General features: G+C 44.0%; 10 protein-coding genes. 3 read left to right on the forward strand and 7 right to left on the reverse strand.

The genetic code is table 11. The features are described 5' to 3' along the window. Positions 1–3 precede the first annotated feature (3 nt). Entirely contained in the window at positions 4–852 is an 849-nt protein-coding gene (locus CZ434_RS10405) for a YitT family protein (protein WP_077623079.1), read from the reverse strand. 301 nt (positions 853–1153) lie between these two features. Between CZ434_RS10405 and CZ434_RS10410 the strand changes: the two genes are divergently transcribed. After that, on the forward strand, positions 1154–2014 hold the full coding sequence (locus tag CZ434_RS10410; RefSeq protein ID WP_077623080.1) for a DegV family protein: 861 nt from the start codon (positions 1154–1156) through the stop codon (positions 2012–2014). A gap of 109 nt (positions 2015–2123) precedes the next feature. Further along, positions 2124–4343, forward strand: coding sequence for a beta-propeller domain-containing protein (locus tag CZ434_RS10415; RefSeq protein WP_179107239.1), 2220 nt, complete (start codon positions 2124–2126; stop codon positions 4341–4343). Between the two features lie 79 nt (positions 4344–4422). Here the strand turns inward: CZ434_RS10415 and CZ434_RS10420 are convergent, their stop codons facing one another. The 4 genes from CZ434_RS10420 to CZ434_RS10435 form a co-directional block, all read right to left on the reverse strand. Beyond that, positions 4423–6762: a glycoside hydrolase family 31 protein gene (locus tag CZ434_RS10420; RefSeq protein WP_077623082.1), complete on the reverse strand. Its 2340-nt coding sequence runs from the start codon at positions 6760–6762 to the stop codon at positions 4423–4425. Positions 6763–6787: 25 nt separating this feature from the next. Then, positions 6788–8290, reverse strand: a complete 1503-nt coding sequence (locus CZ434_RS10425) for an alpha-amylase family glycosyl hydrolase (protein ID WP_179107240.1) — start codon at positions 8288–8290, stop codon at positions 6788–6790. Positions 8291–8448: 158 nt separating this feature from the next. Further along, the gene (gene asnB / locus CZ434_RS10430; protein ID WP_077623084.1) at positions 8449–10299 is read right to left on the reverse strand and encodes an asparagine synthase (glutamine-hydrolyzing); all 1851 of its coding nucleotides are present in this window, start codon (positions 10297–10299) and stop codon (positions 8449–8451) included. Between the two features lie 124 nt (positions 10300–10423). Next, complete coding sequence (locus tag CZ434_RS10435; protein ID WP_077623085.1) at positions 10424–10783, reverse strand: YisL family protein; 360 nt, start codon at positions 10781–10783, stop codon at positions 10424–10426. 182 nt (positions 10784–10965) lie between these two features. Here CZ434_RS10435 and CZ434_RS10445 point away from each other — a divergent pair, with 182 nt between their 5' ends. Then, positions 10966–12162, forward strand: a complete 1197-nt coding sequence (locus CZ434_RS10445; protein WP_077623087.1) for an ornithine--oxo-acid transaminase — start codon at positions 10966–10968, stop codon at positions 12160–12162. Positions 12163–12255: 93 nt separating this feature from the next. On the opposite strand, the gene CZ434_RS10450 is transcribed toward CZ434_RS10445, so the two are convergent. Next, positions 12256–12771, reverse strand: coding sequence for a GDYXXLXY domain-containing protein (locus tag CZ434_RS10450; RefSeq protein ID WP_077623088.1), 516 nt, complete (start codon positions 12769–12771; stop codon positions 12256–12258). Further along, positions 12771–13967, reverse strand: coding sequence for a DUF2157 domain-containing protein (locus CZ434_RS10455; RefSeq protein WP_077623089.1), 1197 nt, complete (start codon positions 13965–13967; stop codon positions 12771–12773). The genes CZ434_RS10450 and CZ434_RS10455 overlap by 1 nt, the downstream gene beginning before the upstream one ends. Position 13968 lies beyond the last annotated feature (1 nt).

Below are 13968 nucleotides of genomic sequence, written 5' to 3' on the forward strand. Positions count from 1 at the left end.
TAACTAATCGTTTCTGCGGAAAAATCCGAATATGCCTGTCGTCTGGACAACATTGGTAAACGCCTGTGGATCGACTTCCGAAATAATCCGTTCTAAATCATATAATTCATAGCGCGTGATGACTAGAACCATCATGTCTTTATCTTCCCGCGTGTAAGCACCGCGGGCAGGCAAAATAGTAATCCCCCTGATCATCGTATCATGGATTGCTTTCTGCAGTTCGTTGGCTTTTCTTGTGACAATCATGGCGGTAACTTTTTCATGTCTGGTGTGAAGAGCATCTATGACACGGGTGGTAACATACAAAGTCAACAAGGTGTAAAGGGCGTTTTCCGGTTCATATAGAATGCCCGCAATCGCAATAATCGCACTATTGATGATGAGGAAAAAGCTGCCGATCGGCTTGTCTTTCATTCTCGACAATACCATTGCCACAATGTCCAGACCGCCTGTAGACGCACCATACTTCAAAGTAAGCCCGACACCGGCACCGCCGAGGACACCCCCGAAAACGGCATTAAGTATGATATCCTCTGATAACCTTATAACCGGTATTAGTTCCAGAAATACCGTTGTGACCAATACGGAAACAAAGCTGTAAATGGTAAATCCTTTCCCTACTTTATACCAGCCTAAAATTGCCACCGGTATATTTAAAATGAATAAGATGATACCTGTACTCACACCCTGAATATTAAAGAAATCCTGAAAAATACTTGAGAGGAGCTGGGCAATACCGGTAAAACCGCTGGCATATACATTTGCTCCGATTAGAAATAGATTCAATGACATTGCGTTCAGTAATGCACCGAAGATAACAATGGCAATCCGTCTCGCTTCAATAAAAAACATGGCTGCCTCCTTTATTCCGATGAAGTCGAAAAGATTACATCAATAGTAACCACCGCTTCTTTTTTCTTTTTTCTTATCGTTTCCCATATGTACTAAAATAAGCCCCTTTTTTCCATACCCAACCATATTACAATATAATCAGGTTAATAAGAATTCCCCTGCTTGAATTTTTTATGTTTTTTCCAGCTTGCCAGAAAAATGCTTTACTATAAAATAGTGGAAGCTTAAACTAATGATAGCTGCCAAGAATGGTAACCATTATGTCTATACCATTATCGTAAAGACCAAAAGGAGGATTTCAATGAACGTCAAAATTATCGCAGATTCTGCTTGCGACCTGTCGAATGATTATTATGACAAATATGACATCGATATGGTTTCACTGACCGTTCAGCTCGATGAGGAAAACTATGAAGATGCCAGGACGATTTCTGCCAAGACTGTGTATGATGCCATGAGGAACGGCAAAGCTCCCAAGACATCCCAAGTCAGTCCAAAAGCATTCAAAGATACTTTCGAAAAATACGCAAAACAAAATCAGCCGTGCATTTATTTGGCTTTTTCATCAGAATTATCCGGTACCTACAATGCCGGCAGGATGATGCAGCAGGAGCTTCTTGAGACGTATCCTGACTGGAATCTTGAAGTTGTCGACACTAAGGGAGCTTCTATGGGCTACGGATTGGTAGTCTTGCGTGCCGCCCAATTGGCACAGCAAGGAGAAGGAATAGAAAAAATCCTGGAAATCAGCAAGTACCATGCCGAACATATGGAACATATTTTCACGGTAGATGATTTGGAATACCTTTACCGTGGGGGCCGTGTAAGCAAGACAGCAGCTTTTGTTGGATCCCTGTTGAAAATCAAACCATTACTCCACATGGAAGACGGCAAACTGATACCATTGGAAAAAATCAGGGGTTCAAAACGTGTGTTCAAAAGGATGATCGAGGTGATGGAAGAACGTGGAGCCGACTTACAGAACCAGCCGATCGCCATCAGCCACGGGGATGACCTTGAAAACGCAGAAAAGCTTGCATCTATGATAAAAGAACAATTTCACAACGAAAATATTCATATCGAAATGGTCGGTTCCTCAATCGGTGCCCATGCCGGCCCTGGCACAATTGCTTTATTCTTCCTGAACAGTCCTTATAAATAATTCTTACGAGATGACCGGTAATCGGTTGTCTCGTTTTTTATTACAATCATGTAACATTTCGGACGTTTCACCGTCTAACTATGAAAGCGAAGACAAAGGTGGGATATATATGAAAAAATGGTTTCTATTGGGCAGCCTTTTCATTGTCATCGTGATGGCAGGGGCTTATTTGTTCACCGGCAGAATAACAGCTGAACTCTCTTCTGCTTCGGCCTATGTTCCTGTTTATAAGAATTGGACAGTAAACTTCTCGGAAGAAATGGATCCCGAAACGTTTCAATCAAGTGCGGTCAAGGTCCTCGATGAAAGTGATCAGACTGTCCCTGTTTCTTTAACCTGGAACAGTACTCATACCAGCCTGCAGATTGAAGCGCCAGAACAAGGCTATCAAATTGGCAAACAGTACCGGCTCCACATCGCAGAAGACGTAACGGCAGCTTCAGGGCGAAACTTGGCTCAATCCATCAGCCATACTTTTGAAACAGTCGGAGATTTACCCAATATAGAAGATCGACAACAATTAGCCACCCTGTTAGAAGAAAGATCTAACAAGGAAGATCGCTTATTCAGCAGCAGCGAGGCAATGGAAGAGTCTGCTTCTACGGCCGACAGCGCCGCTTCTGAAAGCAACTCTGCCTCCCGGACAAACACACAGGTGCAAGGAGTGGATGAAGCGGACATTATCAAGATGGCAGGAAACTATATCTTCTTTTCCAGAGAAAGTGATACGGTCATAGCTAAAGGGAACCAGGAGGATAGTGAAATTATTTCTACTATATACGAAGAAAACTTCCATCCGACAGAACTTTACACTTATAACGATGCCTTAGTAATTATCGGCAATAAGAGCCCAGCCATTGATATAAATAAATCCCAAGCCAGCAAGGCCACGACTTTTCCAGGCATGCAAACACAGACGGCCGCTTACCTGTACGATATTACAGATAAAAATCATCCGGAAAAAGTCCGGGAAATCACCGTGGAAGGCTACCATCTTTCCTCCCGCCGGGTCGAAGGACATGTCTATTTGATCACAAACTTCCACCCTCCCTTTCAAGTCTTGGAAGATGGCGGCTCCAATGATGGAGAGCTCCGGCCGCGTATGAAAGATACTGCCAAATCAACACAATGGACCCCGGTTCCCTATGAAAACATGCACTACATTCCCGATAGTGAAGAAAGCCAGTTTTTAACGATTACTTCCTTCGATATCAACGACACGGAATCAGAAGCAAATGTAGTATCATATTTGGGAACGTCCGATCAAATTTATATGTCCAAAAAGCATCTTTACACAGCTGTAAGTCAGTTACCTGATTCAGGTAATAGCGTGTTTGATAGTCAAATGGCTCAGCCGGTCAGCACCGAAATCATCCAATTTGGGTTAGAAGATGGAACTGTAAGTTATCAAGCTTCCAATGTCGTTAATGGAACCTTGATTAATCAGTTTGCGATGGATGAACGGGAAGACAGCTTCCGGGTGGCCGTGACTACGAATCAGTGGAATCAAAATGATCAATCCGCCAACCATATATATACGTTTGATTTGAATCTCCATCCCATAGGAAAACTGGAGGGGCTGGCAAAAGGAGAACACATTTATAGTGTGCGATTTATGGAAAAAAGAGCATACATGGTGACGTTCAAACAAGTTGATCCTCTTTTTGTCATTGACTTGGAAGATCCTGAAAAACCTGATGTGCTGGGCGAGTTGAAAATCCCGGGGTTCAGTAATTACCTACACCCAATCGGAGATGATTACCTGCTCGGATTCGGGCAGGATACCCAGCTTGTCGACAGTCAAAATAGCGGTGAACCAGTCGTAAGAACAGATGGGCTCAAACTGTCCCTGTTTGATATTACCGATGTAGAAAACCCTGTCGAAAAGTTCACGGAAATCATCGGAGGCAGCGGTTCTTATTCAGAATTGAATTATAACCACAAAGCATTATATCTACATCCAGAGAAAAATTTATTCGGTTTTCCCGTTACATTGTTTGAAGAGAAAACGGTCCACAAAAACGACGTCAGTTACCAGGAACAGCAATTTGTCTTTGAAGGGGCCTTTCTCTATCAAGTTACACCTGAAAATGGAATCAAGCTGAAAGAAACCTTTACCCACCAGCCCGAAAAGCAGGAATCCCATCCAGATTGGAGTTCGGAATTGAGGAGAATGGTATCTAAAGGAGATTATCTATACTCTTTTTCCTACAACCAAATGAAAGTATATGACTTGGAAGCACAGAAATCCATCCAAACTGTCAAACTTCCGGAACAGCCTCGTGATCCAAGAATGGAGCCCGTTGAAGAACCTGTTATCCAGGAATAATGAGCTTTTCTGATTGAGGGGCGGTTGCAAGCCCGAACAAAAAATCTGCCGGTCTGGTCCCGGCAGATTTTTTTCATTTTTATTTTATTTTCAAAGCATGGTCCTTTTGACCATTCACGGTCACCTGCTGTGTATCTTCCAAACCGTGTACTTCTACTTTTATTTGTTCATAAGGTGCTTTGTAGCTGCCTGTTTGATTTATAACGTCGATATTGACGCCTTCTTGTCCACACTGTATTTCTATATCCAATTGTTTATAGCTTCCATTTTCATATGAGAAGGTTTCTCCATCATCATCATAAAACGTGTACTGGTATCTATCATTCTTTCGGCTTGCATAGACATGAAGGGTCAAGTCCGTTTGTTTTGTGTCCATCGAAGGTACAACATTTCCCTCCATAATTGCTGTCCCTTTCCGGACAAAAATCGGCAGATGGTCAAGCTCTGCGTGCACTAGATGGGCCTTTCCGCCTTCATATTGATCTCCGGTCAGATAGTCCGTCCATTCCCCTTCCGGCAAATAGACCGCCCTGTCAGTTACTCCGGGTGCCATAACCGGCGCTACCAGGACGTTGTTCCCGATCATAAACTGGTCGCTTATCCTGTATGTCTTCTCGTCTTCCGGAAATTCCATGAATAAGGGGCGCATAACCGGAAGGCCTTTTTCACTTGCTTCCCGGAAAACGGAATAAAGCTGTGGCATCCATTTATAACGTAGTTCAATATATTTCTTAATCAGTTCCCCATGGGTTTCTCCAAATCTCCATGGTTCCTGGTATAAAGTGCCAATTGCAGAATGATTTCGGAAATAAGGGGTGAATGCACCGACCTGGGTCCACCGTGTCAATAATTCGGCATTGGCATCATGGGCAAAGCCGCCGACATCCGGGCCTGTGAAAGCCACACCTGACAATCCAAGGTTCATACACATCGGAAGAGACATTTGCAGGTGCTCCCAGAAGCTGCGGTTATCACCGGTCCAGACTGCCGCATAGCGTTGGACACCTGCGTATCCTGCCCGCGTCAGCAAGAATGGCCGCTTTCCGTTCAACTGTTCTTTCAGCCCTTCGTATGTTGCTTTTCCCATCAAAAGACCGTACACATTGTGAAGTGCCCTGTGGGTTTCAGGGCTGCCATCATTTTTGTGCATGACCTCTGTATCCATCGTTTTTGTTTCATTGAAGACAGCTGGTTCATTCATGTCGTTCCATATGCCTTCTATACCCATATCCGTGTAAAACTTGTGATTTTGCCCCCACCAGTCCCGAACCTTTTCATCTGTAAAATCAGGAAACGCACTGACACCAGGCCAGACATCTCCAAAGTAAACATTCCCTTCTAAATACTTACAAAATAAATCATCTGTGATTCCCTGTTGGTAGATGGCATATTCCGGATCCTTTTTAACCCCCGGGTCAACGATCGGGACAATTCGAATGCCGCTCTCTCTCAAGTCTTCAATGAGCTTCTTCGGTTCAGGGAAGCGATCTTTGTCAAAAGTAAAAACACGGTAACCATTCATATAATGGATGTCTAAATAAATGACATCGACAGGAATATCCTTTTCTCTAAAGGTATCTGCCAGCTCCCTTACTTCCTGTTCTGTTTCATAACTGTAGCGGGATTGATGATAACCCAGTGCCCATTTCGGAGGCAGCGGCATCCGGCCGGTAATCCACGTATATTGTTCCAAAACATCCTTTGGAGCCGGCCCTGCAAATATGTAATAATCCAGCTGGCCGCCTTCTGCCATAAATGAGTAAACTTCATCGATCGTTTTCATATCGAAGAACGTACGATAAGTATTGTCAAAAAAGACACCGTGCGCCCTGCCATTCCTAAGTGTCATGAAGTATGGAATGGATTCATAAAGCGGGTCTGTTTCCGGATTGTGCGGGGCAAAAACATCTGTATTCCACATTTCATACTTTTCGCCGCGTTTATCAAGGAATCCCGACTTTTCGCCAAACCCGTAGAAGTGATCGTCTGCTTCCATTGTCTTATAGCAAATCACTTCGCCGGCATTACCGGAACCCATGCCGATTTCTTTTTCATTCAACAGGATTCGTTTATCACTATCCATAACTTTGAGCCGGAATGGCTGCTTGTTCATCTCGATAGTCAACTTATTCGTTCTTAATGTAAAAGTGCTTTCTGATTCCTCCATCTCCACTTGCATAGGCTGTCTGTTTATAGCCGTCTTAGACAAGCCCATGTCCGGTTTCATGTCTGGATTCATGATGACTCTGGCAATCTCTTCCGTGTAAAAGACTACATTAACCGTTCCATTCTCACAGATAAACTGGTAGATATCTTCCTGTACTTCGTTTGTAACAAGGTTCCCAATATCCTTAAAGTTATTTCGGCCTTCTTGTGCGTCTTTCCCTGGATGGATAGCAAAACTAGTATCTTCTAGCATCGACGAATCCTCCTGACAATTAGGTTTATTTTGTCCTTCGCTTCTGTTTAATGGTCAAATAGATAATACTACTTATAAATATAGCAAACACTAACAAAATAAAAGAAACAAACAACCAATTGATTCCCGTATTCTTTTCGACAATGAACACATCCGCCGTCTCCCTATCAAGGGTGATTCTGTAATCGTTGTTGTCGTCCAGACGGACAATGTTATCGTATAACAATCCCCTTAACTGTTCCCCATCACGGTCACCTTCTAAACGGATAGTTTTCGTTTCATTATCATTGTTGATGGCGATAAAGATTTCCTCTTGCTGGTAGCTTCTTTTGTAAAGACTCATTGCACCATCGCTGGCTACATGTTCGAAATCTCCTTTAGTCAAGGAAGCATATTGTTCCCTTAGAGAGCCGATTTGTTCCAGATATTGCTTCAACTCATCCTCTCCACTATTTAGCTGTGCTGTTCTGTGGTCTGGAACATCTTGTCCGTTATCCATTGCCACCTCGCTTCCCTGGTAAATTACCGGTGTTCCCGGGGTTGTATATAAGTAGAGTAAACCAAGTTTCCAACGAGTCACAGGATTCTGTTCATTTTTGACAGCTTCCCTGGTAAATCTGGTCGTGTATTGGCTATCAAGGAATATTCCCTTCGAAGCTCCAGCTGCTTGTACAGGCAAATCTTCCAGGGGATTCCCGACATCAGCCAGAACTGCAGTAAGCTTATCATTATAAGAGTAATCCAACACTAAATCTATGCCGGCATCCTTGTAATCTTGCCCGCCATTTTCAGTCATGTCGTCAGCAAGGAATTTGAACTTTGCATGTTGATCGCGGATTGACTCTGTAAAAGTCTCAACAAATGAAAGGGGAGTCTCACTATCAAGCAATAGACGGTAACCGTCCAGGTTTAACCGCTCCGCCCAGTATAATCCCGCTTCTTTTATACTCGCTGCTACATCAGGGTTTTCCAGGTTCAATCTCGGCAGTCCTTCAACCCAGGAGGCCTGTATCGTTTCTGGATGATCAGGGGACACTTCGCTTTCAGGAAGGAACCAACCCTGTTTACTGGCATCCTCTGTCCACGGATGCTGTTCGGCAGTATGGTTGATGGTGAAATCCATATAGACTTTCATATTTTTGGAATGTGCTTCTTCTACTAATTGCTGTGCGGATTCCCATGTACCAAACTGTTCGTCCAGTTCCATGAAATCAGTGACCCACATCCCGTGATAACCACCGGGTGCATTCTCCATCAACGGACTGATGTTGACAGCCGTGAATCCCTGTTGCTTGAGTTCGTCAAGTTGCGAGATAACTCCTTCCAAGTCACCCCCGTGATAGGCTTCTGGATCATCGATATTTATTTCCTCATCATTTTCAAAGTTTTGATTTACAAAACGGTCGACCATAAGATAATAAATCGTTTCTTCCTCCACAGTACGCTCTTCTTGTTCTTCAGCCTGGGCAGGTTGCGAGCAAAAAACAAGAAACGGAAGGATTGTCATGATTGTCAGTATTTTTTTCATATCCCGTTCCTCCAAGTCCATCTATTCTCCACCCTCTTCAAGGCGGAAAATGCTTACATTATCAAGATTAGTCTTTAACTATCGAAATTGCAAATGACAGTTTTCTGACACTATCGGATATGTTCCTCCAAAAAAAAATCTGCCATAATGGCAGATCATTAATCTTTCTCAATAATCACATTGTACTTTCTCAGCCAGTGATCGATCTGACCGAGATGGGCAAGCAGCTGCGGTCCTGTCATCAGCTGGCCGAACCAAGGGGCGTCTATTTCATTTCCTTCGCTGTTTACTATTTTCTCTATTTGCTTCCTGTCGAACAGTTCAAACAACCGCGCTTCCGGATCTTTCAAAATACCATTCAGCCATGTAACTACTGCCTTTTTGTAATCAGGGTTATGTGTTTTCGGATATGGACTTTTCTTACGGTACAGAATTTCATCCGGAAGCAGCCCCTCCAATGCTTTTCTTAGAATTCCCTTTTCTCTTCCTTGATAGGTTTTCATTTCCCAAGGTATGTTCCATACATATTCCACTAACCTATGGTCACTGAATGGCACCCTTGCTTCAAAACTCGCCCCCATGCTCATCCGGTCTTTCCGATCCAACAGTGTCGGCATAAACCAGTGCATGTTTAAGTAAAACATCTGCCGGCGTTGACTTTCGATCTCATTGTCCCCATCAAAAGCAGGCGTTTCTTTGATCGTTTCATGATAACGAGTGAGCATATATTGATGCAAGTCAAGCTTCTCCTGCCATTGTTCCGTCAAAAGTGAACGTCTCACTTCTGCAGACCTTATCCATGGAAAACCGTCTCTCGCCAAATCGTCCTCACGGTAAAACCATGGGTACCCGCCAAAAATTTCATCCGCACACTCTCCCGACAACGCGACTGTCACTTCTTGTTTTGTTTTCCCGCAAAACCAAAGCAAAGAAGAGTCGACATCGGCCATCCCCGGTAAATCCCTTAACTCTACAGCTCTCTTCAGAAGACTTGCCAATGTTTCGTTATCCATGATGAAATTGTGATGTTCCGTGTCAAACGCATCAACCATCTTCTTGATAAAAGCATTGTCGCTGTTCGGCTGGAAAGAACTTGCTTTGAAGTATTTATCATTATCCTCGTAATCGATCGAAAAGGTCGACAGTTGCTTTTGACCATTTTTCTTCAGATAATTCGAGGCAATCGCCGTTATAGCGCTTGAATCCACTCCACCTGATAGAAAGGTACCGAGCGATACATCCGAGACAAGCTGGCGTTCAACAGCATCTGTCAACAGTTCCCTGATCGTCCTTGCAGTCGTGTCGATATCATCAACATGCTGTTTGCTTTCCACGTTCCAGTAACGTTTTGTTTTCAAGCCGTTCTTATCAAACACTCCCACGTGTGCGGCTTTTAGTTCATTAATTCCCTTGAACACTCCATGTCCGGGAGTACGGGAAGGACCCAGGGCCAGAACCTCGCTCAAGCCTTCTCTATCTACGACAGGCCGGACATCGTCATGGGCCAGAATCGCTTTCAGCTCAGAGCCGAACAACAAACCTGCGCCTTCCTGTTTGTAAAACAACGGCTTCACCCCGAGCCGGTCCCTGGCCAGGAACAATCGCTCTTTGGCGGGGTCCCATATTGCAAAAGCAAAGATGCCGTTTAATTTGTCCACACAATTTTCTTTCCATTGAATATAACTTTTCAACAAAACCTCTGTATCAGAATGTGATCGAAAGCTCCAGCCATATTTGATCAATTCTTTCCTTATATCTTCCGTATTATATAGCTCCCCATTATAGACCATTACGTAGTTTTCCGATTGTTGACTGCATTCCATCGGCTGCTTTCCGCCAGCAGGATCCACAACGATCAAGCGCTGATGCCCAAATGCTGCATGGGTGGAAAACCATTCATTGTATTCATCCGGTCCACGATGCTGGATGGTTGCCGCCATGTTTCTGACCATTTCCTTTTGAGCTGAAAGATCCCGTTTAAAGTCCACCCATCCTGTAATTCCACACACTGCTGAACCACATCCTTTCGCTACAACCTATGCGGCATGCGCCCATAATGTGCTAAGGGAATAGGTAAAACGTATTTATCGCAAAAAAAACCTTACCACCGAAGCGATAAGGTTTTCTCTGATATTAAGGCAGAATACCCAAAGGCAGACGGCCGAAGCCAAGTGCAAGGACGATGATAAGGGCTACTCCCAATTGCACCCACATGCCAAGAACCGGCTTGCCCTTGTTGACTCTTACCAAAAGCAGTTCCAAAGCTGCAATCACCCAAATGCCAGCTAAGGCCTTGATGATTGCTTCCGGAAGCATGGATCCGTTAAAGTAATTCGATAACAGAGTTCCACCGGAATAAAGAATCAATAAATAATCTAGTCTTAAAATCATGTGCAGAATTTTACTTGGTTTCTTCCCTTGCTTATAGAACATCAAAGCAAGTGCAAATAAAATAAGTGCCAGCACCCATGAGGTAATATGTAAATGAGCCATGACGTACCTCCTTTTTTAGTCGATCAAGCTTATCATATCATTTTTTCTCCCGCTTTTCATTTGAAAATATTGTGTCCATTCCATTCTCTCCTTTTCAGTGTGATCCCTTTCAGCTTAAAAGCAATCCACGCTGAAAACTGTTATAATGTAAACGTTGCAAAATTCAGAAACGGAGGGATATCATGGCACGATCAAGTCAGGAAATAATCGATCAGACCCAGGAGTTCGGTGCAAAAAACTATCATCCGCTTCCAATTGTCGTTTCCAAAGCGGAGGGTGTCTGGGTGGAAGACCCTGAAGGAAACCGCTACATGGATATGTTGAGCGCTTATTCAGCGGTCAATCAAGGCCACCGCCATCCAAGAATTGTCGAGGCACTAAAACAACAAGCCGACCGTGTGACCCTTACTTCACGAGCATTCCACAATGATCAACTTGGTCCTTGGTATGAAAAAGTTTGCAAACTTACCAATAAGGAGATGGCGCTTCCGATGAACACGGGAGCCGAGGCTGTCGAAACGGCAGTCAAAGCCATCCGCCGCTGGGGCTATGAAGTGAAAGGAATCAAAGAGAATCAGGCGGAAATCATTGCCTGTTCCGGCAATTTCCACGGAAGGACGATGACTGCTGTTTCCTTGTCCTCAGAAGAGGAATATAAGCGAGGCTTCGGCCCGATGCTCCCCGGAATAAAAATCATTCCTTACGGGGATAGGGAGGCATTAAGAGAAGCTGTAACAGAGAATACTGCCGGGTTTCTGGTCGAACCGATTCAAGGCGAGGCTGGTATCATCATCCCTCCGGAAGGTTACTTGAAGGATGCCTATGAGATTTGCAAGGAAAAAAACATCTTGTTTGCTGCTGATGAAATCCAGGCAGGCCTTGGCAGAAGCGGAAAAATGTTTGCTTGTGACTGGGAAGACATCCAGCCGGACGTCCTCATCCTAGGAAAAGCGCTGGGCGGTGGTGTTTTTCCGATATCTTGCATTGTAGCCAATAAAGACATTCTCGGAGTGTTCAACCCTGGATCACACGGTTCGACTTTCGGCGGCAACCCTTTAGCATGCGCAGTTTCTGTTGCTGCTCTGGATGTAATCGAAGAAGAAAATCTGGCAGGTCGTTCCCTGGAGCTCGGGAATTACATGAAAGGGGAACTAGTGAAGATAAAAAACCCAAAAATCAAAGAGGTACGGGGACGGGGCTTATTTATCGGAGTGGAATTAACAGAATCAGCCCGCCCTTACTGTGAGCGATTGAAAGAGAAAGGGTTGCTTTGCAAGGAAACGCATGAAAACGTCATCCGGTTTGCTCCCCCACTGACGATTGATAAAGCGGACTTGAAATGGGCTGTTACACAAATCAAAGCAGTATTGGAAACATAAACGGAAGGACTGCCGTGCACGGCAGTCCTTTCCCTAATTAAAGGCCGATCATTTGTGAATGAGAATAGAAGACATCAATTTGAGGCCGCTCTTTTATTCCGCTATTTCGAGGGACAAAATCCGTTTCTGTCCCCATGGAGATGCTGAGACAGTAGCAAACATCTCCTGTCTTGAAGACTCGATCTCCTGCCCGGTGTTATCTTCTACAAAATACCGACTGATTCCATAATCAACAGAGTGGGTGTTTTCATAATGATCATAGTATTGGTAGACTGCCGTTAAAACTACTTGGCCATCTGCCGGCTTTAATTTTTCAACAGATGCTCGTTCCACTTCATGAAAACCATCGCTGTTTTCTCTTAAAGTTACGTACACCTTTGTATTTCTGGAAATGTCCTCCTGTTCACCTTCCCATTGTTCTTCATCTATATTTTGCGCTTGATAGCGGAGGTGAACATAATCCCCATAAAATACATCCTGCGGGTCAATTGGTTCGGTCCGGAGTTTCACTTTTTCTCCCCAATCCTCGACTAAATAATAGGCTCCCGACATGCCAGCCAGGAACAAAATTTGCAGGATTACAATGGAATAAAACAAGATTTTTTTCATCAGCTGCCGCCTCCTTTTTGAACGTTCCTCCGTTTTCTTTCCAAAAGAAAGCTGAGAACAAATAAAAGGACTCCGCCTGTGAAAAAGAAAATCGACTTATCCAGGAAATCCCAGACAAAATGGATGTATGCGATCAGGGTACTGATTAAAAATGCTATCGTACCGGAGACAATGCTCTCTTGCCGTTCTTCCTCATAGCCGTGAAGCAGCACCCCTATTGAATAAACGAACAATAACAGCATAGCAACCATATCTCCAAATGGAATATAGAAGACAGGAATGAACAAAGCAAGATCGACGAAGTGAAAAGCATTCCGTTTACGGCTCTTCAGCCAAAGAACGAAGATAATCAATACAGACCAGAAAATCGGAAATCCCAAACCAAATTCCAATTCAGACCGTAAATACCCGTTTCCCAAAAAGAAAGCCTGAAAGATATTCAGTGAGAACGCAGCTATTAAACTCATATTGATAAACGAACGTTTCAAACTGGTCTTACCAGCCAATTCGCCAACTGTGTAGATCAATAGAAGCGGAACCAACAGCCAATAGTATTGACTTTGCTCTACCGCCACCCATACCAGTGACTGGAGAATGAAGCTTACTACGAACAAATAACCGTATAAAAACCGGGCCCGATGGTACGTATAATGCCCTAATACGAGGACCAGAATCAACAACAGCCAAATATTGAAGTCACTGTAAACAAATCCACTGTACAATTGTCCGATCGTCACTATCGCGATTGCTGACACATACAGGACCGGGTAGGGATAAATGGCAAACAAAGCCGTTGCTGCTAAAGCCCAAATGACAAAGGGGACTGCCGAAAAAAAGGCGAAGTGGTACATTTGTCCCGTAAGAAAAATCCCTGCACCAAATGTCAGCAGCCCTATTAGCATAAAAGCGATTCCTATTGACTTAGAGCGGCGTTCATAGGATACGTGGCCTGTTAGGTAAAATGCTGTGACAAAGAAAAGAATAATAACCATTTTACCTTCCGGAGGAATAACATCCCAGTTGGAAGCAATGAAAGTCAGGAAGCCCAGACCAATAAACAAACCTGCAAAAATCGCAAGAAGAAAGGAATTGTTCCCTGGTTGATAACGCTCCACGATCTGGCGGTACTGCCTTTCGCTGATAATTCCTTCTTCCTTCCACTTTGCCGCTTCCCTTTCCACCTTTGAACGATTCATA

The organism is Sediminibacillus massiliensis (assembly GCF_900156915.1).
GTDB classification, from domain to species: Bacteria; Bacillota; Bacilli; order Bacillales; family Amphibacillaceae; genus Sediminibacillus_A; species Sediminibacillus_A massiliensis.